Origin of the sequence: Streptococcus sp. FDAARGOS_520 (genome assembly GCF_003812685.1) — a bacterium.
In the GTDB taxonomy this organism is placed as follows: Bacteria; Bacillota; Bacilli; order Lactobacillales; family Streptococcaceae; genus Streptococcus; species Streptococcus agalactiae.
In genome coordinates this window covers 292,070-315,251 of record NZ_CP033810.1, presented here as the reverse complement: position 1 = coordinate 315,251, position 23,182 = coordinate 292,070, and the positions used below count along the sequence as shown (strand labels likewise).

Genomic DNA, 23,182 nt, shown 5'->3' with positions numbered 1-23,182 from the left:
GAAACGGTTAACTGGAAGCAAAATTTAAAAGTGGCTTGGCTCGGTAATTTTTTTACTGGGGCAAGCTTTTCACTTGTTATGCCTTTTATGGTATTATATGTAGAACAATTAGGAGCACCTAGCAACAAAGTAGAGTGGTATGCAGGCCTATCAGTATCCTTATCAGCCTTGTCTTCAGCTTTAGTTGCCCCATTATGGGGGCGCTTAGCTGATAAATATGGTAGAAAACCGATGATGGTAAGAGCAGGGTTGATGATGACTTTTACTATGGGAGGTCTTGCTTTCATTCATAGTGTTACAGGACTTCTGATTTTACGTATATTAAACGGCATTTTTGCAGGCTATGTACCTAACTCTACAGCTTTGATAGCAAGTCAAGCTCCTCAAGAGGAATCAGGATATGCCTTAGGAACCTTAGCGACAGGAGTGACTGGAGGTATGTTAATTGGTCCACTTTTAGGGGGACTTTTAGCAGAGTGGTTTGGTATTAGGGAAGTTTTTTTATTAGTGGGAACCATATTGTTAATATCTACTTTAATGACCATTTTTATGGTAAAGGAAGATTTCAAACCCATTTCTAACGAAGAAACCATGCCAACTACAGAAGTGTTCAAAAGCGTTAAAAGCTTACAAATTTTAATAGGGCTGTTTGTAACAAGCATGATTATTCAAATTTCTGCACAATCAATTGCACCTATTTTAACACTTTACATTCGTCATTTAGGACAGACTGAAAACTTGATGTTTGTTTCCGGATTAATTGTTTCTGGTATGGGATTCTCTAGTATTCTGAGTAGTCCAAAGCTAGGAAGAATCGGGGATCGCATAGGCAATCATCGTTTGCTATTATTAGCTCTACTGTATAGTTTCCTCATGTATGTCTTATGTTCATTGGCACAGACTTCATTACAGCTAGGGGTTATTAGATTCCTGTATGGTTTTGGAACAGGTGCCTTGATGCCGAGTATTAATTCAATCTTGACTAAAATTGCTCCAAGACAAGGTTTATCAAGGATTTTCAGTTATAACCAAATGTTTAGCAATTTAGGACAAGTATTAGGTCCTTTTGTCGGTTCAGCAGTTTCTATTCATTTAGGATTCCGATGGGTTTTCTTTGTGACTAGCTTCATCGTTTTAGCTAATTTTGTTTGGTGTTTTATTAATTTTAGAAAATATATTAGAGTTAAGGAAATTGTGTGAGAGTTAAAATTAATTTAAAGTGTAGCTCTTGTGGTAGTAAGAATTATTTAACCAGTAAGAATAAAAGTAATCATCCCGATAAAATCGAGGTTCCAAAGTATTGCCCAAAGGAGAGAAAAGTAACACTACATATTGAATCTTAATAAGTTTTATGTTAGAATGTACTTTGACCATAGTGGAGGAATTAATATGTATAACCTATTACTCACCATTCTACTTGTTTTATCAGTATTATTGATTATCTCAATTTTCATGCAACCACAAAAGAATCCAAGTAGTAATGTTTTTGATAGTAGCGGTTCTGAAGCCCTTTTTGAACGTAGTAAAGCTCGAGGATTTGAAGCTTTTATGCAACGTTTTACAGGTGTTTTAGTCTTTTTCTGGCTACTAATCGGCTTAGTATTATCTATTTTATCAAGTCATTAATGATAGCTAAATACAGATAAGTGAGGATGGGGGATAGCCCAACCTCACTTTTTGTTAGTAGAATGGTTGTAGAGTAATAATAAAGTGACTAAAGTTACTAGAAAAGGAAATAATGAAAGAAAAAATTATAAAATATTTGGAAGAACACGGTAAAACCAGCGTTAATGATTTAGCTGCTGCCCTAGATATGGCAGGCGCAAAAGCATTTCCAAAATTAATCAAAACAATCTCAAATTTGGAGAGCCACAGGCAATTAAGATTTGACGATAATGGAAGTCTTTCTCTTCAAAAGAAAGAAGCTAAGAAAAAGGAAATCACAGTAAGGGGTCTTTTTAGAGCAAATAAAGCAGGATTTGGTTTTCTTAGTATTGACCAAGACGAAGATGATATGTTTATCGGAAAAAACGATATTGCTTATGCTATTGATGGTGACACGGTAGAAGCTGTTGTAAAGAAACCAGCGGACCGTCTTAACGGGACTGCAGCAGAAGTGCGTGTTGTTAATATTGTTGAACGTAGTTTAAAGACGCTTGTTGGTAAGTTTGTCTTAGACGATGAGCGCCCTAAATACGCAGGATATATCAAATCGAAAAATCAAAAAATCAATCAAAAGATTTATATACGCAAAGAACCGGTCGTTTTAGACGGAACAGAAATTATCAAAGTAGATATTGATAAATATCCGACACGAGGACATGATTACTTCGTAGCAAGTGTTCGTGATATCGTTGGACATCAAGGAGATGTTGGTATTGATGTTTTAGAAGTCTTGGAAAGTATGGATATCGTCTCAGAATTTCCTGAGGACGTTATTGCAGAAGCCAATGCTATCCCAGATGCTCCAACGGAGAAAGATTTAATTGGGCGTGTTGATTTACGTCAAGAGGTCACTTTCACTATTGATGGAGCGGACGCCAAAGATTTAGACGATGCTGTGCATATTAAATTACTGGATAATGGTCATTTTGAACTTGGAGTTCATATCGCAGATGTATCATACTACGTTACTGAAGGCTCTGCCTTAAATCGTGAAGCACTTAGTCGTGGTACGTCCGTATATGTCACAGATCGCGTTGTACCAATGTTACCAGAGCGTCTATCTAACGGTATATGTTCATTAAATCCAAATCTTGATCGTTTAACGCAGTCTTGTATTATGGAAATTGACCAAAATGGGAGAGTTGTTAATCATCAAATTACACAGTCAGTGATTAATACCACTTATCGTATGACTTATACCGCTGTAAATGATATTATTGCTGGCGATGAGGAAATCTGCTCAGAATATGAGTCTATTGTGTCCTCAGTACAGCATATGGTCACTTTACACCATACTTTGGAAGCTATGCGTACGCGTCGTGGAGCGCTGAATTTTGACACATCTGAAGCAAAAATTATGGTTAATGATAAGGGAATGCCAGTTGATATTGTTATTCGCAACAGAGGCATTGCTGAACGCATGATTGAGTCATTTATGTTGGCGGCAAATGAAACGGTTGCTGAACATTATGCTCGTCTAAAACTGCCATTTATTTATCGTATACACGAAGAGCCTAAAGCTGAAAAATTACAAAAATTCATCGATTATGCTTCTGTTTTCGGTGTTCAGATTCAAGGAACAGCAACTAAAATCACCCAATCTGCTTTACAGGACTTTATGAAAAAAGTACAAGGGCAGCCAGGAAGTGAAGTGTTATCTATGATGTTATTGCGCTCGATGCAACAAGCTAGATATTCTGAACACAACCATGGACATTATGGACTTGCTGCGGAATATTACACTCACTTTACTAGCCCCATTCGACGTTATCCAGACTTGTTAGTTCATCGTATGATTCGTGATTATGATGATAAAGCGATGGATAAAGCTGATCATTTTGCTAACCTTATCCCAGAAATTGCAACTCAAACGTCTAGTCTTGAGAGACGTGCCATTGATGCTGAACGTATTGTAGAGGCAATGAAGAAAGCCGAATATATGGAAGAATATGTTGGTGAGGAATTTGAAGGTGTGGTTGCAAGCGTTGTTAAATTTGGTATGTTTGTAGAATTACCAAATACTATTGAAGGATTGATTCACGTAACGACCTTGCCTGAATATTATCACTTTAATGAACGTACGCTGACGCTTCAAGGTGAGAAATCTGGGAAAGTTTTCCGTGTTGGTCAACAAATTAAGGTTAAGTTGATTCGTTCTGATAAGGAAACTGGTGATATCGATTTTGATTATTTACCATCAGATTTTGATATTGTTGAAAAGGTAAGTAAAAGTTCGCGTGAGGGTCGTCCTAATAGAAGTTCTAAACGAGAACATCAGCATAGAATTTCTGATCGTGATAATAAGAATAAAAATACATCTAAGAAAAAAGCATCTCGAAACCCCAAAAGGAACTCGGATAGCAAATCACATCATCATAAAGACGATAGAACAACAGGTTCAACCAAGAAAAAAACGAAAAAACCTTTCTATAAAGGCGTTGCTAAGAAAGGTCAGAAACGGAAATCTAAGAAAGGTTAAGTATGGTTAAAGGTCAAGGAAACGTTGTAGCACAAAATAAAAAAGCGCATCACGACTATACTATCGTTGAAACAATAGAAGCAGGAATTGTTTTGACAGGAACAGAAATCAAAAGTGTCCGCGCAGCGCGTATTACATTGAAAGATGGACATGCACAAATAAAAAATGGTGAAGCGTGGTTGATTAATGTTCATATTACACCATATGATCAAGGTAACATATGGAATCAAGATCCTGATCGTACACGAAAGTTATTACTAAAAAAACGTGAGATTGAAAAAATATCAAATGAACTGAAAGGGACTGGTATGACTCTGGTACCTCTAAAAGTTTACTTAAAAGATGGTTTTGCTAAAGTTCTATTGGGTTTGGCAAAAGGAAAACATGATTATGATAAGCGAGAGTCTATCAAACGTCGTGAGCAAAACCGTGATATTGCCCGTCAGTTAAAAAACTATAATTCACGATGATTATCAAAAGGTTAGGCAATTGCCTAACCTTTTTTGGACGAAAAAAGTGAAGTTGATTGACCAACTTCACTAATAATATAGACTTAATGTGATTTATGTTTGAAGTGACTATATAAACCAAATCCAATAATCCAGATGGTTGCTCCAATAGCCCCGATGTATGTTGAATCTTGCAAGAAGAGAGAAACGAATACAAAGAGGAAGAAGAGAAGTGTGATTGGTGAAAGGATTTTGTAGGCAGGCATTTTATAACCATCTTCCATAAAATCAGGTGATTTACGATATTTCCAATGTGCAATCATAATAAGAACATAGATAGAAATGTAAACACCAGAAGATGATGCAGTAATTAAGGAGAAGGCATCTGAAATACCAGGTAAAACACTGATAAGTGCTGAAGCTCCAACGATTACAGCTGATGCAATAATAGCTCGACTTGGAACGCTTTGACGAGATAATTGGTCTAATTTTAACGCTTTTGTAAGAGCATTTGGTGATTCATTAGCCAATTGGAATAAATGACGCCCTGTTGAGTACAAAGTAGAATTAAGAGCAGATGCTGCAGACGTTAGGACAACAAAGTTAATCAAAGCGGCAGCCCACTTAATCCCAGCTAGTTTGAATACTGTAACGAAAGGTGACTCATTAACTGGTAACTGTTGCCATGGGAAGATGGCCATAATTGCTAATAATGAACCTGCGTAGAATAAAATAATACGCATCGGAATTTCTTGGATTGCTTTTGGTAAAACTTTACGTGGATTAGCTGTTTCAGAAGTTGTTACTCCGACAAATTCAATAGCTAAATAAGCAAAGAATACCATTTGGAAAGCCATGAAGAAATTCAATTTACCTTTAGGGAACCATTCAAAATGATTGGTGATATTTGAGATTGAAGCATGGTATCCGTGACCGGTGTCAAAGTTTGTCAATACCATAAAGATACCGGTTGCTATTAAACCAAGAATTGCAATAACTTTTATCATAGCAAACCAAAACTCGGTTTCTCCGAATGCTTTTACAGCAATTAAGTTGATAGAACTTAGGATAGCTAAAAAAACAATTTGGATAATCCAGGATGGCCATTCAGGGAACCAAAATTGAACATACTCTCCTACGGCTGTAATCTCTGCCATACCGATAAATATTAGGGAAATCCAATAAGAAAGTGTTGAGAAAAATCCCCAACCGGGTCCTAAATATTTGGTAATGAAATTAATAAAAGTATGCTGATTTGGATCTTGATAAAGCATCTCTCCAATAGCACGCATCATGAAGAACATGAAAGCGCCAGTGATAGCATAGACAAGAACTATTGAAGGACCCGTCAGGCTAATTGAACGACCTGCACCAAGAAAAAGCCCAGTTCCGATTGTCCCTGCAATCGCAATTAACTGTACGTGACGATTTTCTAGGCCGCGTACCATACCATTCTCAGATTTTTGAGTGTGGTCATTATTATTTTTTGACATTATAAATACTCCATCTATTTTTGAAAAACTCCTTTATTATATAATTTTTTTGCAAAATTCGCAATAATTACTATACAATATTTTTCTATGATAAAATCTCCTAGCTAAGTGAGCTAAGAGATTTCAATTCATCCCTCTTCCTTGACAATATAGACTGGGCGTTTTTTAGTTTCTAGGAAAATCTTAGAGATGTATTTGCCTATAATTCCTAGCGACAATAACTGAATACCACCCATAAAAAGTACAATGGTAACTGTGCTTGCCCAACCTGAAACGGGATCCCCAAATAGTAATTTTCGAATTATAATAAAAATGATAGCTAAAAGTGATAGTACTGAACTAAGGGTTCCAATCCAGGTAGCTATAGCTAATGGAATTTCTGAGAAGTTGATGAAACCGTCTAGAGAGTATTTTAAGAGATTAAAGAAACTCCATGAGGTCTTACCCGCAATTCGTTCTCGATTCTCATAACTAATATAAGCGACATCATATCCAATCCAGGAAAAAATCCCTTTTGAGAAGCGATTCACTTCATTTAGCTCGAGAATACTGTCAACAACTTGTTTTGTCATGAGACGAAAATCACGCGCACCATCAACCATTTTAGTATCTGACACTTGATTGATTAATTTATAAAAAAGCTTGGCAAAAAGAGAGCGTATCAACGGCTCCCCTTTACGATCTTTTCGCCTTGTAGCGACAATATCATAACCTTCTTGAAGTTTTAGGTACATTTCTGGTAATAAAGTGGGTGGATCTTGCAAGTCAACATCCATAACAGTGATAAAATCACCAGTAGTATGTTCTAAACCAGCCAATAAAGCAGCATCTTTACCAAAATGGCGTGAAAATGAAAGGTAATGAACATTGTCAAATTGTTTAGCTGCTTTCTTAAGAAGTTCGAGTGTACGATCAGTAGAACCATCGTTTACGAAAATGTATTCAAAATGGGTGTAACGAGCCATTTCGGATTCAACTTTTTTGATTTCTGTTAAAAAAGTTGAGACAGTCTCTTGTTCATTATAACAAGGGACAATAACTGATAATAAAGCCATTTGTAATTCTCCGTATCATTCTTGCTTAAATTTTAACATAATATGGGAAAAAATAGAAAGATTATAAGGTAATCATAAAAAGGACTAGGTTTTTGCCTCAGTCCTTAACTTAATATGATGAGATGTTATTAGTCAGCTTTAAATTGACTGAGTCGAATAACTTCAATTTTATAGCCATCTGGATCTTGAATAAAGTAGAACATATTAGGTTTACCTGGTAATCCAGAAATTTTTGTTACAGAGTAACCTGCTTTCTGATGGGCATCATAAGTAGTTTCCAAATCGTCTACACCAACAGCAATATGACCATACCCATTTCCTAAATCATAAGCTTCGTGATCATAGTTATAGGTTAACTCTAATTCGTAACTAGGGTCGTCCTCTAGGGCCATATAGACTAAAGTAAATTGATTTTCAGGAAAGTCATTACGACGAACTTCCTTAAAACCAAGTGCTTCTTGATAAAAAGCAATTGAGGCGTCCAAATCTTTAACGCGAATACAAGTATGTAAAAATGGCATAGTCTCTCTCCTATTTCTTTATTAGACGTATTATGTCAAAATAAAATTGTCTTTTCAAAAATATTGATTATAAATTAGGCTGTCTATTTACTCAACCCAAGTAATGACTTCTTGGCGTTCTTTCCTAGCACGGGAATGTTTAGGTTCACGCAAACGATAACCAAATGAAACCATACAAGAAATAGCTTCTTTCTTATCGTCTATTAATCCTTCTTTACTAAGGATATTATTGACCTTTTCATAGTCAAATCCTTCAATTGGGCATGAATCTACGCCGATCATAGCAGCAGCCGTCATCATATTACCGAGTGCGATATAAGTTTGTTTTGCTGTCCAATCCCAAAGAGAACGTTCAGAATCAATTTTCATATCGTTTTCTTGGAAGGATTTGTAGAGAGGTATCCTACTCTCAAGGGCAGCTGGATCACCTAGACCACGTCGAATGAGACTGTTAATCATGCTATCAGCGTTATAATAAGCACCTTTTTCAGCTAGTAGTAAAACAAAGTGACTAGCAGTATCTAGTTGATATTGTGCTCCCCAAGCAACTTCCTTAAGTTTATCTCGAAATTTTGCAATTGTTTGTCTATCTAGTACCAAAAATCGCCAGCCTTCTAAACCGACTGAAGAAGGACTCAACCAAGCAGTATCTAAAATATACTCCATATCTTCTTTAGGAATATCATTATTATTATAAACACGAATCGCCATACGAAAATCAAAAGCTCTTCGAACTTGTTTTTTGATATCTTCTTTTGTCATTTTAGATCCTCCTGTTATTAATGCTATCATATCACAATTTAGAAAAAATCTCAGCAGGCGATATCGTAGCAAAGTAGAGCTACAAAATTCTAATGACTGTCAGAAAAATAAAGGGAATGAACAAAATGATAGGGTTTTGATGAAGAAAGTTATATAATTTTACATAAGGAGGGGATAATACCATATATCAAACTATCATTTAGATGTTTAAAATAGATGTTTTTCACTATGAAATTCATTTTTGTCACATAGAAAAGGAGATTGTTATGGAAACATATACTTTATCGAATACTCTTAACATTCCTAAAATTGGTTTTGGGACATGGCAACTAACTGAAGGTGAAGAAGCTTATAAGGCAGTGACTCATGCTTTAAAAGTTGGTTATACTCATATTGATACTGCTCAGATTTATGGTAATGAACATAGTGTTGGACGTGCTATAAGAGACAGTGGTTTGGCAAGAGAAAGTATCTTTTTGACAACTAAGATTTGGAATGACAAACATGACTATCATTTAGCCAAAGCTTCTATTGATGAATCTCTGCAGAAATTAGGTGTTGATTATATTGATCTTCTTTTGATTCATTGGCCAAATCCAAAAGCTCTTCGTGAAAATGATGCGTGGAAAGCTGGGAATGCAGGCACTTGGAAAGCGATGGAAGAAGCTTATAAAGAAGGAAAGGTAAAAGCTATTGGTGTTTCGAATTTCATGAAACATCACTTAGAGGCTTTATTTGAAACTGCCGAAATAAAACCTATGGTTAATCAAATTATCCTAGCACCAGGTTGTGCTCAAGAGGATTTGGTTCGCTTCTGTAAAGGAAATGATATCTTATTAGAAGCTTACAGTCCATTTGGAACAGGTGCTATTTTTGAAAATGAATCTATAAAAGCTATTGCTGAAAAATATGGTAAATCAGTTGCGCAAGTAGCTCTTCGCTGGTCACTTGATAATGGCTTTTTACCATTACCTAAGTCAGCGACTCCCAAAAATATTGAAGCAAACCTTGATATTTTTGATTTTCAATTAAACGAAGATGATATTGCTACCTTAATACAACTAGATTCAGGTATTAAACCCAAAGATCCAGATAATGTCTCATTTTAATAAGAAAAGATGGAAATGTATTTCCATCTTTTTTATGTGGGATAGTTCCTTAAAGTTAAGAAAACCATTAAGACCTCCATTGACGAGGAGAATATATTAATGATAGTATTACTAGAAAAGTAGTAATAAAGGATGAGTATGGAAAAATCCTTTACAATATATCATTATCGAAAGAGGTTATAACATCTAAATGAGACTTGATAAATTTTTAGTAGAATGCGGACTTGGTTCACGTACTCAAGTCAAATTAATATTGAAAAAAAAGCAGATTAGTGTTAATGGTAATAGCGAGACATCTCCAAAAGTACAGGTAGATGAATATAGAGATGAGATTAAATATAATGGAACTCTAGTGTCATATGAAAAGTTTGTTTATTATATGCTTCATAAACCCAAAGGTGTTATATCAGCAACGGATGATCCTTCGCATAAAACCGTGTTAGATTTGCTAGACAAAACTGCTCGAGATAAAGCTGTTTTCCCAGTGGGGCGTTTAGATATTGATACAACAGGCCTTTTGTTATTAACTAATAATGGGGAATTAGCGCATAAAATGTTATCACCTAAAAAACACGTTGATAAATGCTATGAGGTAAAAATCTCAGGGATAATGACAGAAGACGATATTTTGGCATTTGATAAAGGGATTATTCTGAAAGATTTTACTTGTTTACCAGCATTATTAGAAATTGTGGAAGTAAATCAGGTGAAGAAGCAGAGTCTTGTTAAAATCACCATTAAGGAAGGAAAATTCCATCAAGTTAAACGTATGGTTGCTGCGTGTGGTAAGGAAGTCTTAGAGCTAAAGCGTCTAAGGATGGGAAATCTACAATTAGATAAACAGCTAGAAAGTGGACAATGGAGACGGCTAACAATAAAAGAAATAGAAAAATTAGAAAAATATATGCAATAATATAAAACAACAGTTAATATTTTAGCAATTTGATAACACTTAGATTATAATGTAAACGTATACTTTTTTAGATTGGAAGATCAAATGAAACGTAAATACTTTATTCTTAATACGGTGACGGTTTTAACGTTAGCTGCTGCAATGAATACTAGCAGTATCTATGCTAATAGTACTGAGACAAGTGCTTCAGTAGTTCCTACTACAAATACTATCGTTCAAACTAATGACAGTAATCCTACCGCAAAATTTGTATCAGAATCAGGACAATCTGTAATAGGTCAAGTAAAACCAGATAATTCTGCGGCGCTTACAACAGTTGACACGCCTCATCATATTTCAGCTCCAGATGCTTTAAAAACAACTCAATCAAGTCCTGTCGTTGAGAGTACTTCTACTAAGTTAACTGAAGAGACTTACAAACAAAAAGATGGTCAAGATTTAGCCAACATGGTGAGAAGTGGTCAAGTTACTAGTGAGGAACTCGTTAATATGGCATACGATATTATTGCTAAAGAAAACCCATCTTTAAATGCAGTCATTACTACTAGACGCCAAGAAGCTATTGAAGAGGCTAGAAAACTTAAAGATACCAATCAGCCGTTTTTAGGTGTTCCCTTGTTAGTCAAGGGGTTAGGGCACAGTATTAAAGGTGGTGAAACCAATAATGGCTTGATCTATGCAGATGGAAAAATTAGCACATTTGACAGTAGCTATGTCAAAAAATATAAAGATTTAGGATTTATTATTTTAGGACAAACGAACTTTCCAGAGTATGGGTGGCGTAATATAACAGATTCTAAATTATACGGTCTAACGCATAATCCTTGGGATCTTGCTCATAATGCTGGTGGCTCTTCTGGTGGAAGTGCAGCAGCCATTGCTAGCGGAATGACGCCAATTGCTAGCGGTAGTGATGCTGGTGGTTCTATCCGTATTCCATCTTCTTGGACGGGCTTGGTAGGTTTAAAACCAACAAGAGGATTGGTGAGTAATGAAAAGCCAGATTCGTATAGTACAGCAGTTCATTTTCCATTAACTAAGTCATCTAGAGACGCAGAAACATTATTAACTTATCTAAAGAAAAGCGATCAAACGCTAGTATCAGTTAATGATTTAAAATCTTTACCAATTGCTTATACTTTGAAATCACCAATGGGAACAGAAGTTAGTCAAGATGCTAAAAACGCTATTATGGACAACGTCACATTCTTAAGAAAACAAGGATTCAAAGTAACAGAGATAGACTTACCAATTGATGGTAGAGCATTAATGCGTGATTATTCAACCTTGGCTATTGGCATGGGAGGAGCTTTTTCAACAATTGAAAAAGACTTAAAAAAACATGGTTTTACTAAAGAAGACGTTGATCCTATTACTTGGGCAGTTCATGTTATTTATCAAAATTCAGATAAGGCTGAACTTAAGAAATCTATTATGGAAGCCCAAAAACATATGGATGATTATCGTAAGGCAATGGAGAAGCTTCACAAGCAATTTCCTATTTTCTTATCGCCAACGACCGCAAGTTTAGCCCCTCTAAATACAGATCCATATGTAACAGAGGAAGATAAAAGAGCGATTTATAATATGGAAAACTTGAGCCAAGAAGAAAGAATTGCTCTCTTTAATCGCCAGTGGGAGCCTATGTTGCGTAGAACACCTTTTACACAAATTGCTAATATGACAGGACTCCCAGCTATCAGTATCCCGACTTACTTATCTGAGTCTGGTTTACCCATAGGGACGATGTTAATGGCAGGTGCAAACTATGATATGGTATTAATTAAATTTGCAACTTTCTTTGAAAAACATCATGGTTTTAATGTTAAATGGCAAAGAATAATAGATAAAGAAGTGAAACCATCTACTGGCCTAATACAGCCTACTAACTCCCTCTTTAAAGCTCATTCATCATTAGTAAATTTAGAAGAAAATTCACAAGTTACTCAAGTATCTATCTCTAAAAAATGGATGAAATCGTCTGTTAAAAATAAACCATCCGTAATGGCATATCAAAAAGCACTTCCTAAAACAGGTGATACAGAATCAAGCCTATCTCCAGTTTTAGTAGTAACCCTTTTATTAGCTTGTTTTAGCTTTGTAACAAAAAAGAATCAGAAAAGTTGATTGTAATGTAAAATAATTCCTATTTTTCACTTTTTAGTATCATATTTTCGATTTTTATGTTGTAATAAATTATAATGAAGATGTAAGGAATTATAAAATAGGAAATAATATGAAAGTGAAAAATAAGATTTTAACGATGGTAGCACTTACTGTCTTAACATGTGCTACTTATTCATCAATCGGTTATGCTGATACAAGTGATAAGAATACTGACACGAGTGTCGTGACTACGACCTTATCTGAGGAGAAAAGATCAGATGAACTAGACCAGTCTAGTACTGGTTCTTCTTCTGAAAATGAATCGAGTTCATCAAGTGAACCAGAAACAAATCCGTCAACTAATCCACCTACAACAGAACCATCGCAACCCTCACCTAGTGAAGAGAACAAGCCTGATGGTAGAACGAAGACAGAAATTGGCAATAATAAGGATATTTCTAGTGGAACAAAAGTATTAATTTCAGAAGATAGTATTAAGAATTTTAGTAAAGCAAGTAGTGATCAAGAAGAAGTGGATCGCGATGAATCATCATCTTCAAAAGCAAATGATGGGAAAAAAGGCCACAGTAAGCCTAAAAAGGAACTTCCTAAAACAGGAGATAGCCACTCAGATACTGTAATAGCATCTACGGGAGGGATTATTCTGTTATCATTAAGTTTTTACAATAAGAAAATGAAACTTTATTAAATATAAAAAGGAGGACTAACCTCCTTTTTATATTTAAATAGCCCATTCGCCATTTCTAAAGATTGGGACAGCAGTTCCATCTGCACGAATACCATCAATATCCATTTGTTCTGAACCAATCATAAAATCAACATGTGTTGAAGAACGATTTAAACCAGCTTCATCCAATTCTTGACTTGTCATTTCTGTTCCTCCTTCTACATTGAAGGCATATGCAGTTCCAATAGCGAGGTGATTAGAGGCATTTTCATCGAATAAAGTATTAAAGAAAATCAGTCCAGATAGTGAAATTGGTGTTTTATGTGGGACAAGTGCAACTTCCCCAAGCGATCTTGCCCCATCATTTTCCTCGATTAAGCGTTGGACTGTTTCTTGCCCTTTTTCTGCAGTGACATTGATAATTTTACCGTCTTTAAAGGTAAATGTCATATTTTCGATAATAACGCCAGCATAACTGAGAGGTTTTGTACTTGTCACATACCCATCTGCACGACGGTAATCAGGTGCTGAAAAGATTTCTTCAGTAGGCATATTAGCGATAAAAGTCTCTCCCTGAGCGTTGAGACTACCGGCTGCCTCCCAAATATGATTTTTAGGCATACCAAGCGTTAAATCTGTACCTGGTGCGGTATAATGAAGAGCATCAAATTGTTCTTGATTTAGTCTAGTAGCTTTTTCTAATAATTTAGCTTCATGTGCGTCCCAAGCAGCAATAGGATCATCTTCATAAATACGATTTAATTTGAAAATGGTATCCCAAAGAGCATCAACTTGTTGGTCGCTTGTTTTTAATTCTGGGAAGACAAGTGCAGCCCATTCTCTACCAGCAGCTGCAGCCACGTTCCAAGATACTTTATTAGCTTGTATTGCTCTACTTTGTTCCTCTAAGGCAATAGCGGTTGCTCTAGTTGTTTCAGATAAACGTTTAGGATCAACAGTAGCGAAAGCGTTAGGGTTAGAAGATTTCACAACTAATCGACTAGCCTTCTTATTTAATAGTGCTAAAGATTTATCAACGGTATACTGTGGAACATTCGTGAGAACTTCGTCTGAAGCATGAAGTAGTCGCTGGCGCGTGATAAAATCATCTGTATAATCAACAATAACTTCACTTGCTCCCTTTTCATAAGCGGCTTCAGTTAAAAGCCTTGCTAAGTGGACTTGTTCCACATCGATTGTTAAAGCGAGAGTGTGCCCTTTTTGGACATTTAAACCTTTAGAAATAATTAATTGGGCATATTTTTTTAAAAGGTTGTCGAAATCTTGTAAAACCATACTAGCTCCTTTAAATTTACTATTTTTTATAATTTATCATAAACTCTTATAAAGCACAAGGAAATATGGAAGCGATTTAATAAAGATATATTGATTTAATAAAGATATATTTAAGCTAACGGTTTGTAGTTTGCGAAATAAGACGTTTCGTGTTAATATAGACTTAACTATATATTCAGTAAATGAGGTGACATGAGTGGCTTTTGGAGATAACGGACAACGAAAAAAAACTGGGTTTGAAAAACTAACTCTTTTTGTTGTTATTTTGATGGTACTAGTAACAGTTGGTGGTTTGGTATTTGGTGCTATTAGTGCAATCATGTAATGAGAAACGCTGTAAAGCGTTTTTTTATACTGAATAGAATAAAGAATAGGAATTTTAGAAATGAGTATGTTTTTAGATACTGCCAAAATTAGTGTTAAGGCAGGTCGCGGTGGTGATGGCATGGTTGCTTTTCGCCGTGAGAAATATGTCCCCAATGGAGGCCCGTGGGGCGGTGATGGCGGTAAAGGCGGATCGGTCATTTTTAAAGTAAACGAAGGTTTACGAACTTTGATGGATTTTCGATATAACCGTAATTTTAAAGCAAAAGCTGGTGAAAAAGGGATGACTAAAGGTATGCACGGTCGAGGTGCAGAAGACCTTATTGTGTCATTACCACCTGGAACAACTGTTCGTGATGCTACTACAGGTAAGGTTATTACCGACCTTGTGGAGCATGATCAGGAATTCGTTGTAGCCAGAGGTGGCCGCGGTGGTCGTGGAAATATTCGCTTTGCAACCCCACGTAATCCAGCTCCTGAAATTGCTGAAAATGGGGAGCCTGGTGAAGAACGTGAATTACAATTAGAATTAAAAATTTTGGCTGATGTTGGTCTCGTTGGTTTCCCATCAGTTGGGAAGTCGACGCTACTTAGTGTTGTTTCAGCAGCAAAGCCTAAAATTGGTGCCTATCATTTTACGACAATTGTCCCTAATTTAGGGATGGTTCGTACAAAATCAGGTGATAGCTTTGCAATGGCTGATCTTCCTGGTTTGATTGAAGGGGCTAGTCAAGGTGTCGGATTAGGAACTCAGTTTCTTAGACATATTGAGCGTACACGTGTTATTCTACATGTTATTGATATGTCGGCAAGTGAAGGACGAGACCCTTACGATGACTATGTTTCAATTAATAATGAGTTGGAAACTTACAATCTTCGATTGATGGAACGTCCGCAAATTATTGTTGCCAATAAAATGGACATGCCTGATTCAGAAGAGAATTTGGCAGCATTCAAAGAAAAATTAGCAGCAAACTATGATGAGTTTGATGACATGCCTATGATTTTTCCAATTTCAAGTTTAGCACATCAAGGACTAGAAAACCTTATGGATGCGACGGCTGAATTATTAGCCAATACAGAAGAGTTTCTTCTTTATGACGAAACTGACATGCAAGAAGATGAAGCATACTATGGATTTAACGAAGATGAACGTCCATTTGAGATTACACGTGATGATGATGCAACGTGGGTATTGTATGGTGATAAGCTAGAAAAACTCTTTGTTATGACAAATATGGAACGCGATGAATCAATAATGAAATTTGCTCGTCAGTTACGTGGTATGGGCGTTGATGAAGCCCTTCGAGAGCGCGGAGCTAAGGATGGAGATATTGTTCGTATAGGTAACTTCGAATTTGAATTTGTAGATTAATGCAGTACTTGATTGGAGGTTTTTTATGGGAGATAAACCGATATCATTTCGTGATAAAGATGGGAATTTTGTTTCAGCGGCCGATGTCTGGAATGCTGAAAAATTAGAAGAACTCTTTAACACATTAAATCCTAATCGTAAACTTCGTTTAGAACGCGAAAAATTAGCAAAAGAAAAAGGATAGTTAAGTAACTATCCTTTTTAGTTATTTTGGTATGAAAAAAGACTCTAAAACATAATTGATAGAGTGTTAAGGTACAGATTACTTTATTATTTTAAACGTTTTTGAGCTTTTTGATATACTGAAGAGCATTTTTTACAATGGTTGGAGTATAAGTAATAAATTTATAAGCAAAATAAAAAGCACAAACTAAAGTTATAAAAAATAGTAAGTAAATAATAGGGTTTTGCGTTAAGAATCCTTGAAAAAGAAGTACAAGGTTAAGAATTACGGTAGAGATACTTAAGATAAAAATAACTAAATAAGCAATAATAGTTGTCCAAAACCTTAAATGGATGTTACTCACCTTTTCCCATTTAATATCTAAAAAGTCATCTATAAAGTTGACATGATAAGTCATATGTTCTTTAATAAAGTGCAATATTCTGTTAATATAGTCTTTCATACTGCTATATTATCATACTGAAAGCCCTTGTGCAACATTATTCAAACATTCTAGCTGATGTTTTGCTAATTTTAGAAGAAAACTTATCCTATTATAATTTGTTTGTGATTAGGATATAAAAAAAGATGACACGAAGTCATCTTTTTTATTAAACGTTTAAAACTTTATTAAGGAAGTCTTGGAGACGTGGGTGTTGAGGTGTATCAAAGATTTGCTCAGGTGTCCCATCTTCGAGGAAACGACCACCATCTGTAAAGATAACACGATTGGCAACTTGACGAGCAAATCCCATTTCGTGTGTCACAATTAACATAGTCATACCTTGTTCAGCTAAATCTTTCATAACATTGAGAACATCTCCAACCATTTCTGGATCAAGTGCAGAAGTTGGTTCGTCAAAAAGTAAGATATCTGGATTCATCGCTAAGCTTCTTGCGATAGCTACACGTTGTTTTTGTCCTCCAGATAAACTATCTGGTTTGGCATTAGCTTTATCGGCTAAACCAACTTTTTCAAGTAATTCCATCCCATGCTTTTCAGCTGCTTCTTTAGATTCTTTACCAAGTTCTATAGGAGCAAAAGTGATGTTTTCAAGAACTGACATATGTGGGAAAAGATTGAAGTGTTGAAATACCATTCCGATATTTTCACGTGCTTTGTCTATGTCTGTTTTTGGGTTTGATAACTCAAAGCCGTCCACAACAACTTTTCCACTTGTGATTGATTCAAGTAAGTTCAATGTGCGAAGGAAAGTTGATTTTCCTGAACCAGAAGGTCCAATAATACAAACAACATCACCTTCATAAAATTTAGCATCAATACCTTTTAAAACTTCATTTTGCCCATACGACTTGTGTAAATCTTGGACATCAATTTTTAATTCTGCCATTATTTAAGCCTCTTTTCTAAACGTTTTGCTAGACGGGTGAGAAGGGTAATGATTACAAGATACATAATTGCAAGGATAGCATACATACGGAATGATTGATAGTTACGTGCAATTATGATTTTACCAGTTTGGAAGAGTTCCACAAGTCCGATTGCTGATACAATTGTTGTATCCTTTAATGAGATGACAAATTGGTTGATAAAGTTTGGTAACATAAGGCGTACTGCTTGAGGCAAGATAACCTTTTGCATAGTTTTGCCGTAAGAAATACCTAAACTACGACTTGCTTCCATTTGACCAGAAGGAACAGCTTCAATACCACCACGTACAATTTCAGCAATGTACGCACCACCATTTAAAGAAAGAGCGATAGTAGCAGCAACGAAGTCATTAATTGGACTTTGGTGACCTGTGATGCTTTCGATTAAATTAGGAATACCCCAGAAAATAAAAGCGGCCACAATCATGAGTGGAATACCACGGACAATATCAACAAAAATCATTGAAATTGTGCGGAGAGTATTACTTGGTGATACGCTCATCATACCAAAGATAATACCAATAACCATAGCAATCGCAAATGAGATAAGAGTTAAACTTAAAGTAGTTCCAATACCAGATAGCAATTGTTTGTAGTTATTAGAAATTAACCCTAAAATAGTTGATTCATCTACAGGTTTAGCAGCTTTATCGTTTGAAGAGGTGCTGGCTGTGGAAAGGTATTTTTTAACAAGTTTATCGTACTCACCCGATTTTTTGAGTGAAGCAAGACCGTTGTTAAACATTTTAATTAATTCTGGATTTGCCCCTTTTTTCACTGCAAATCCGATATCGCCTGATTTTTCACCTTTGATAGGTGTTTCAAATTTACGACCTTGATTAATAGCGTAAGCAAGAACTGCTTCGTCATCCATTAGAGCATCAATTGAACCTGAGTTCATACTATCATACATTGTAGATGCTTCATCAAATGCTTTAACATGATAGTTGTACTTATCTGCGTGGTCTGATAACCAAGTATATGAGGCAGTACCATTTTTAGCACCAACTGTTTTTCCTTTTAAATCTTGGTATGATTTGACATTGCTTCCTTTTTTAACCGCTAAGATAACGCTAGATGTGTAATAAGGATCAGAAAAATCAAAGATTTTTTGGCGTGCTTCTGTGATTGTAGCTCCTGCAATAACACCGTCAGCTTGTCCAGATTGGACAGCATTTAAAGCGGCATCAAAACCTGGATTTGAGATATCAAGTTTAAAACCTTGCTGTTTAGCAATTTTCTTGATTAATTCCATATCAAAACCAGTATATTTCCCTTTACCGTTTTGATATTCGAATGGTGCGAATGAAGAATCAGAAACAATTTTATAACTTGGCTTTACAGGAGTTGCTTTTTCATTGGCATTACCTGTTGCTTTGCCGCTTGTTTTTGTAGCGTCTTTCCCAAGCCATTTATCCATGATGTCATTATAAGTGCCATCTGATTTCATTTGTGCAAAAGCTGTGTTAAATTCTTTAATTAGGTTATCGTGTCCACTACCTTTTTTGACAGCAAATGCAAAGCTACCAACTGCCTCGCCTTCCATGTTAATGGCGTAAGCTTTTCCTTGATTTATCGCAAATTGCACAACTGGTTGATCGTCCATAGCGGCGTAAATAGAACCAGAATCAAGGCTGTTATTCATTAGGTCACTTGTATCAAATGTTTTAACTTTATAGCCGTATTTAGATTTATTTTCCTCTAAGAAGCTTTGAGCAGCTGTTCCATTTTTTACACCGACTACTTTTCCTTTTAGTTGTTTGTAGTTTGTGACTTTATTATTATTTTTAGTATAAAGAATAACGGAAGTATCGTAATAAGTATCTGAGAAATTAAAGACTTTTTTACGTGCTTCAGTAACAGTAGTTCCGGCCATTAGCGCGTCTGCCTGTCCAGATTGAACAGCGTTAACTGCGGCATCAAAACCTGGGTACGTCATGTTAACATTCCAGCCAGCACGCTTAGCGACTTCGTTAACGATGTCAACATCGATTCCTTTATAAGTTTGATCAGAATCTTTAAATTCGAATGGAGCGTATGCTGTATCAGAAACAATATTCACAGTCTCTGCACTGACCTTTCCACCAAACACAAAGAATATTGAGAGTAAAGCAAGCGTAAAAGCTTTTAACTTGTGCTTCATGTAAATCTCCTTTTTATAAATATGTGTTTTATTATATCAAAATAAATAAGATAGAGCAACAAAATGTCATTTCTATGTTAGAAAACGTAACATGTATGTTATGTTAATTTTATATATATCTTTAGTTAGTATTATGATATAATCGTTCTAGTGTTATCACACAAAAAGGATTTAGGATTATTATGAATAAAAGGATTTTAAATAGTCAGTTCGCTGTCTATAAAAACTGGCCGTCATGGCTATTATTGTTATTTGCTTGTTTTATGGTATACCTATTTTTTTTCGTTGGTCTAACTCTAGGTGGTGTGGGAATTGTTCTAGTGTCTTCTGTACTCTATAAGTTTTCTTCCTATACTTTTTTTGAGTTTATTAATTTATTTAATAATATCTATGGAGAATTAGGAACCTTTAGTTTTTCAGCATTCCTTTTGCTTATCTGGGTAAAATTCGTAGAAAAAAGACCTTTTTCAGAATTGGGGTTTTCTACAAAGTTTAAAAGAACTCTGTGGTCACTTATAAAAGGCTGGAGTATAGGTTTTATTCTATTTTCAATTTCTGTCATCACTGCTTATATATTGGGAGGACTTGACTTTCATAGCTATGATGTTTCTAAGGCAACGATTTTCTATGTTGTAACTCTCCTTCCTTTTTGGCTTATTCAAAGCGGTACGGAAGAATTGCTAACACGAGGGTGGCTTCTTCCTCTAATTAATCATCGTTTTCATTTAGCTGTTGCCATAGGGGTCTCATCCACTTTATTTGGCATTTTGCACTTGGTAAATGCCCATGTCACTTTTCTTTCTATTGTAAGTATTATATGTTCGGGAGTTTTAATGTCCTTGTATATGATTAAAAGTGGTAATATTTGGAGTGTTGCAGCCTTACATGGAGCTTGGAATTTTAGCCAAGGTAATCTCTATGGTATTGCCGTAAGTGGTCAGAAAGCAGGAGCATCTCTTTTGCATTTTACCGTTAAAGAAAACGCACCGGACTGGATATCAGGTGGTGCATTCGGAATAGAAGGAAGTTTGATTTCTATTTTTGTTCTCTTAGCAGCAATTATATACCTTCTATGGCTAATTAAGACTGAAGAAACAGATTGAGTGTTGCAGCTCAGTCTTTTTCTTTTTTCTATGTTAAAATAAAGTAATCGAGGTAAAGAAATGATAGATAGAAAAGATACTAACCGATTTAAATTAGTTTCCAAATATAGCCCTTCGGGAGATCAACCTCAAGCTATTGAAACGTTGGTTGACAATATTGAAGGAGGAGAAAAAGCTCAGATTTTAAAAGGTGCTACTGGTACTGGTAAAACCTACACAATGAGCCAAGTTATCGCCCAAGTTAACAAGCCAACCTTGGTGATTGCACATAATAAAACCTTAGCAGGTCAACTTTATGGAGAGTTTAAAGAATTTTTTCCTGACAATGCCGTAGAGTACTTTGTTTCATATTATGATTATTATCAACCAGAAGCTTATGTGCCTTCTTCGGATACTTATATTGAAAAAGATAGTTCAGTCAATGACGAAATTGACAAATTACGTCACTCAGCGACTTCTTCGTTATTAGAAAGAAATGACGTTATTGTTGTAGCATCTGTTTCTTGTATTTACGGTTTAGGTTCTCCTAAAGAGTATGCAGACAGTGTTGTTAGCCTTAGGCCAGGTCAAGAAATTTCACGTGATCAGTTATTGAACAATCTCGTTGATATTCAATTTGAGCGTAACGATATTGATTTTCAACGTGGAAAATTTCGCGTTCGTGGCGATGTTGTAGAAGTTTTTCCTGCGAGTCGTGATGAGCATGCCTTTCGAATTGAATTTTTTGGTGATGAAATTGATCGTATAAGAGAAATAGAATCGTTAACAGGGCGTGTGCTAGGAGAAGTGGAACATTTAGCTATTTTCCCAGCAACACACTTTATGACAAATGATGAACATATGGAAGAAGCTATTTCAAAAATACAAGCTGAAATGGAAAATCAAGTAGAACTTTTTGAAAAAGAAGGGAAATTGATTGAAGCGCAACGTATTCGACAAAGGACAGAATATGATATTGAAATGCTTCGTGAAATGGGATATACAAATGGTGTTGAGAACTACTCACGTCACATGGATGGTAGAAGTGAAGGTGAGCCACCTTTTACTTTGTTAGATTTCTTCCCAGAAGATTTTTTGATTATGATTGATGAGAGTCACATGACAATGGGGCAAATCAAAGGGATGTATAATGGAGACCGTTCGCGTAAAGAAATGTTGGTTAATTACGGTTTCCGTTTACCATCTGCCTTAGATAACCGTCCACTTCGTCGTGAAGAATTCGAAAGCCATGTCCATCAAATTGTCTATGTATCTGCAACGCCAGGAGACTATGAAATGGAGCAAACAGATACAGTTGTTGAGCAAATTATCCGGCCAACAGGACTTCTTGATCCAGAAGTTGAAGTTAGACCAAGTATGGGGCAGATGGATGACTTGCTTGGTGAAATCAATTTGAGGACTGAAAAAGGTGAGCGTACCTTTATTACAACATTGACAAAGCGTATGGCAGAAGACTTAACAGATTATCTCAAAGAAATGGGAGTTAAAGTTAAGTATATGCACAGCGATATTAAAACCTTAGAACGTACAGAGATTATTCGTGATTTACGACTTGGTGTGTTTGATGTTTTAATTGGTATTAATCTCTTACGTGAAGGAATAGATGTTCCTGAGGTTTCCCTTGTTGCAATCTTAGATGCTGATAAGGAAGGTTTCCTTCGTAATGAGCGTGGTCTTATCCAAACAATCGGACGTGCAGCACGTAACAGTAATGGTCATGTTATTATGTATGCTGATAAAATAACAGATTCTATGCAAAGAGCTATGGATGAAACCGCTCGCCGTCGTCGTTTACAAATGGATTATAATGAAAAGCATGGAATTGTGCCACAAACAATTAAAAAAGAAATCCGTGATTTAATTGCTATTACTAAAAGTAATGACAGCGATAAGCCTGAAAAAGTTGTCGATTACAGTAGTTTATCTAAAAAAGAAAGGCAAGCTGAAATTAAAGCTCTTCAACAGCAAATGCAAGAAGCAGCTGAATTATTGGACTTTGAGCTAGCTGCACAAATCCGAGATGTTATCTTAGAACTAAAAGCAATCGATTAATACGATGAACAGAATTAATAAAACGACTAGAGTAGTTAATGAAGTGCTCTAGTCGTTTTATTAATAATTGAAATCAAAAGAATACAGTAGGTGA

The 23,182-nt window shown here is 35.7% G+C and carries 22 protein-coding genes; 14 read left to right on the top strand and 8 right to left on the bottom strand.

The window, feature by feature from the left end; genetic code table 11:
- Positions 1 to 30: 30 nt before the first annotated feature.
- The 5 genes from EGX96_RS01590 to smpB all read left to right on the top strand — a co-directional run bounded on the left by EGX96_RS01590 (position 31) and on the right by smpB (position 4,614).
- Positions 31 to 1,200: a multidrug efflux MFS transporter gene (locus tag EGX96_RS01590; RefSeq protein ID WP_000312381.1), complete on the top strand. Its 1,170-nt coding sequence runs from the start codon at positions 31 to 33 to the stop codon at positions 1,198 to 1,200.
- Positions 1,197 to 1,343, top strand: coding sequence for a 50S ribosomal protein L33 (rpmG, locus tag EGX96_RS01585; RefSeq protein WP_001873241.1), 147 nt, complete (start codon positions 1,197 to 1,199; stop codon positions 1,341 to 1,343). Before EGX96_RS01590 ends, rpmG begins: the two co-directional genes overlap by 4 nt.
- A 46-nt stretch (positions 1,344 to 1,389) precedes the next feature.
- Positions 1,390 to 1,626, top strand: coding sequence for a preprotein translocase subunit SecG (gene secG / locus EGX96_RS01580; protein ID WP_000282513.1), 237 nt, complete (start codon positions 1,390 to 1,392; stop codon positions 1,624 to 1,626).
- Between the two features lie 112 nt (positions 1,627 to 1,738).
- Positions 1,739 to 4,144: a ribonuclease R gene (rnr, locus tag EGX96_RS01575; RefSeq protein WP_123957808.1), complete on the top strand. Its 2,406-nt coding sequence runs from the start codon at positions 1,739 to 1,741 to the stop codon at positions 4,142 to 4,144.
- Positions 4,145 to 4,146: 2 nt separating this feature from the next.
- A complete protein-coding gene (gene smpB / locus EGX96_RS01570; protein WP_000238455.1) occupies positions 4,147 to 4,614 on the top strand; it encodes an SsrA-binding protein SmpB in 468 nt (155 codons plus the stop codon).
- A gap of 83 nt (positions 4,615 to 4,697) precedes the next feature.
- Here smpB and EGX96_RS01565 read toward each other — a convergent pair whose 3' ends face one another.
- The 4 genes from EGX96_RS01565 to EGX96_RS01550 form a co-directional block, all read right to left on the bottom strand.
- A complete protein-coding gene (locus tag EGX96_RS01565; RefSeq protein ID WP_000042126.1) occupies positions 4,698 to 6,086 on the bottom strand; it encodes an amino acid permease in 1,389 nt (462 codons plus the stop codon).
- Between the two features lie 128 nt (positions 6,087 to 6,214).
- On the bottom strand, positions 6,215 to 7,141 hold the full coding sequence (locus tag EGX96_RS01560) for a glycosyltransferase family 2 protein (RefSeq protein WP_001196763.1): 927 nt from the start codon (positions 7,139 to 7,141) through the stop codon (positions 6,215 to 6,217).
- Between the two features lie 128 nt (positions 7,142 to 7,269).
- Positions 7,270 to 7,662, bottom strand: coding sequence for a lactoylglutathione lyase (gloA, locus tag EGX96_RS01555; protein ID WP_001116199.1), 393 nt, complete (start codon positions 7,660 to 7,662; stop codon positions 7,270 to 7,272).
- Positions 7,663 to 7,749: 87 nt separating this feature from the next.
- Positions 7,750 to 8,424, bottom strand: coding sequence for an NAD(P)H-dependent oxidoreductase (locus EGX96_RS01550; RefSeq protein ID WP_000159251.1), 675 nt, complete (start codon positions 8,422 to 8,424; stop codon positions 7,750 to 7,752).
- A gap of 266 nt (positions 8,425 to 8,690) precedes the next feature.
- Here EGX96_RS01550 and EGX96_RS01545 point away from each other — a divergent pair, with 266 nt between their 5' ends.
- The 4 genes from EGX96_RS01545 (at position 8,691) to EGX96_RS01530 (ending at position 13,261) form a co-directional block, all read left to right on the top strand.
- A complete protein-coding gene (locus tag EGX96_RS01545; protein ID WP_000451355.1) occupies positions 8,691 to 9,533 on the top strand; it encodes an aldo/keto reductase in 843 nt (280 codons plus the stop codon).
- A gap of 190 nt (positions 9,534 to 9,723) precedes the next feature.
- Complete coding sequence (locus EGX96_RS01540) at positions 9,724 to 10,446, top strand: pseudouridine synthase (protein ID WP_001234927.1); 723 nt, start codon at positions 9,724 to 9,726, stop codon at positions 10,444 to 10,446.
- 84 nt (positions 10,447 to 10,530) lie between these two features.
- The gene (locus tag EGX96_RS01535) at positions 10,531 to 12,573 is read left to right on the top strand and encodes an amidase family protein (protein ID WP_000824615.1); all 2,043 of its coding nucleotides are present in this window, start codon (positions 10,531 to 10,533) and stop codon (positions 12,571 to 12,573) included.
- A gap of 109 nt (positions 12,574 to 12,682) precedes the next feature.
- Positions 12,683 to 13,261 (top strand): LPXTG cell wall anchor domain-containing protein, encoded by a 579-nt coding sequence (locus EGX96_RS01530; protein ID WP_001865292.1) that lies wholly within the window; start codon positions 12,683 to 12,685, stop codon positions 13,259 to 13,261.
- 33 nt (positions 13,262 to 13,294) lie between these two features.
- Here the strand turns inward: EGX96_RS01530 and EGX96_RS01525 are convergent, their stop codons facing one another.
- Entirely contained in the window at positions 13,295 to 14,536 is a 1,242-nt protein-coding gene (locus EGX96_RS01525; protein WP_000244040.1) for an aminopeptidase, read from the bottom strand.
- A gap of 196 nt (positions 14,537 to 14,732) precedes the next feature.
- Between EGX96_RS01525 and EGX96_RS01520 the strand changes: the two genes are divergently transcribed.
- From EGX96_RS01520 to EGX96_RS01510, 3 genes are read left to right on the top strand one after another with little or no spacing between them, the layout of a single operon-like run.
- Positions 14,733 to 14,861 carry a DUF4044 domain-containing protein gene (locus tag EGX96_RS01520; protein WP_000863865.1) on the top strand — a complete coding sequence of 43 codons (129 nt, stop codon included), beginning with the start codon at positions 14,733 to 14,735 and terminating at the stop codon, positions 14,859 to 14,861.
- Positions 14,862 to 14,921: 60 nt separating this feature from the next.
- Complete coding sequence (obgE, locus tag EGX96_RS01515) at positions 14,922 to 16,235, top strand: GTPase ObgE (RefSeq protein ID WP_000061665.1); 1,314 nt, start codon at positions 14,922 to 14,924, stop codon at positions 16,233 to 16,235.
- A 25-nt stretch (positions 16,236 to 16,260) separates the two neighbouring features.
- A complete protein-coding gene (locus tag EGX96_RS01510; protein WP_000502594.1) occupies positions 16,261 to 16,419 on the top strand; it encodes a hypothetical protein in 159 nt (52 codons plus the stop codon).
- Between the two features lie 91 nt (positions 16,420 to 16,510).
- Here the strand turns inward: EGX96_RS01510 and EGX96_RS01505 are convergent, their stop codons facing one another.
- The 3 genes from EGX96_RS01505 to EGX96_RS01495 form a co-directional block, all read right to left on the bottom strand.
- Positions 16,511 to 16,861: a hypothetical protein gene (locus EGX96_RS01505; protein ID WP_000656279.1), complete on the bottom strand. Its 351-nt coding sequence runs from the start codon at positions 16,859 to 16,861 to the stop codon at positions 16,511 to 16,513.
- Positions 16,862 to 17,009: 148 nt separating this feature from the next.
- Positions 17,010 to 17,750, bottom strand: coding sequence for an amino acid ABC transporter ATP-binding protein (locus tag EGX96_RS01500; protein ID WP_000818887.1), 741 nt, complete (start codon positions 17,748 to 17,750; stop codon positions 17,010 to 17,012).
- Positions 17,750 to 19,933, bottom strand: coding sequence for an ABC transporter substrate-binding protein/permease (locus tag EGX96_RS01495; protein WP_000681005.1), 2,184 nt, complete (start codon positions 19,931 to 19,933; stop codon positions 17,750 to 17,752). The genes EGX96_RS01500 and EGX96_RS01495 overlap by 1 nt, the downstream gene beginning before the upstream one ends.
- A 182-nt stretch (positions 19,934 to 20,115) precedes the next feature.
- Between EGX96_RS01495 and EGX96_RS01490 the strand changes: the two genes are divergently transcribed.
- Entirely contained in the window at positions 20,116 to 21,036 is a 921-nt protein-coding gene (locus EGX96_RS01490) for a CPBP family intramembrane glutamic endopeptidase (RefSeq protein ID WP_001042316.1), read from the top strand.
- A gap of 60 nt (positions 21,037 to 21,096) precedes the next feature.
- On the top strand, positions 21,097 to 23,088 hold the full coding sequence (gene uvrB / locus EGX96_RS01485; protein WP_000567072.1) for an excinuclease ABC subunit UvrB: 1,992 nt from the start codon (positions 21,097 to 21,099) through the stop codon (positions 23,086 to 23,088).
- The last annotated feature ends 94 nt before the right edge of the window (positions 23,089 to 23,182 follow it).

What these genes read in the sequence shown, in the direction of transcription:
- EGX96_RS01560 (WP_001196763.1), bottom strand. Translation starts at nt 7,141, where the DNA reads ATGGCTTTATTATCAGTTATTGTCCCTTGTTATAATGAACAAGAGACT.
- gloA (WP_001116199.1), bottom strand. Translation starts at nt 7,662, where the DNA reads ATGCCATTTTTACATACTTGTATTCGCGTTAAAGATTTGGACGCCTCA.
- EGX96_RS01500 (WP_000818887.1), bottom strand. Translation starts at nt 17,750, where the DNA reads ATGGCAGAATTAAAAATTGATGTCCAAGATTTACACAAGTCGTATGGG.
- EGX96_RS01490 (WP_001042316.1), top strand. Translation starts at nt 20,116, where the DNA reads ATGAATAAAAGGATTTTAAATAGTCAGTTCGCTGTCTATAAAAACTGG.
- EGX96_RS01540 (WP_001234927.1), top strand. Translation starts at nt 9,724, where the DNA reads ATGAGACTTGATAAATTTTTAGTAGAATGCGGACTTGGTTCACGTACT.
- EGX96_RS01545 (WP_000451355.1), top strand. Translation starts at nt 8,691, where the DNA reads ATGGAAACATATACTTTATCGAATACTCTTAACATTCCTAAAATTGGT.
- EGX96_RS01505 (WP_000656279.1), bottom strand. Translation starts at nt 16,861, where the DNA reads ATGAAAGACTATATTAACAGAATATTGCACTTTATTAAAGAACATATG.
- obgE (WP_000061665.1), top strand. Translation starts at nt 14,922, where the DNA reads ATGAGTATGTTTTTAGATACTGCCAAAATTAGTGTTAAGGCAGGTCGC.
- EGX96_RS01525 (WP_000244040.1), bottom strand. Translation starts at nt 14,536, where the DNA reads ATGGTTTTACAAGATTTCGACAACCTTTTAAAAAAATATGCCCAATTA.
- EGX96_RS01565 (WP_000042126.1), bottom strand. Translation starts at nt 6,086, where the DNA reads ATGTCAAAAAATAATAATGACCACACTCAAAAATCTGAGAATGGTATG.
- EGX96_RS01535 (WP_000824615.1), top strand. Translation starts at nt 10,531, where the DNA reads ATGAAACGTAAATACTTTATTCTTAATACGGTGACGGTTTTAACGTTA.
- smpB (WP_000238455.1), top strand. Translation starts at nt 4,147, where the DNA reads ATGGTTAAAGGTCAAGGAAACGTTGTAGCACAAAATAAAAAAGCGCAT.
- EGX96_RS01510 (WP_000502594.1), top strand. Translation starts at nt 16,261, where the DNA reads ATGGGAGATAAACCGATATCATTTCGTGATAAAGATGGGAATTTTGTT.
- EGX96_RS01495 (WP_000681005.1), bottom strand. Translation starts at nt 19,933, where the DNA reads ATGAAGCACAAGTTAAAAGCTTTTACGCTTGCTTTACTCTCAATATTC.
- EGX96_RS01550 (WP_000159251.1), bottom strand. Translation starts at nt 8,424, where the DNA reads ATGACAAAAGAAGATATCAAAAAACAAGTTCGAAGAGCTTTTGATTTT.
- uvrB (WP_000567072.1), top strand. Translation starts at nt 21,097, where the DNA reads ATGATAGATAGAAAAGATACTAACCGATTTAAATTAGTTTCCAAATAT.
- secG (WP_000282513.1), top strand. Translation starts at nt 1,390, where the DNA reads ATGTATAACCTATTACTCACCATTCTACTTGTTTTATCAGTATTATTG.
- EGX96_RS01530 (WP_001865292.1), top strand. Translation starts at nt 12,683, where the DNA reads ATGAAAGTGAAAAATAAGATTTTAACGATGGTAGCACTTACTGTCTTA.
- rnr (WP_123957808.1), top strand. Translation starts at nt 1,739, where the DNA reads ATGAAAGAAAAAATTATAAAATATTTGGAAGAACACGGTAAAACCAGC.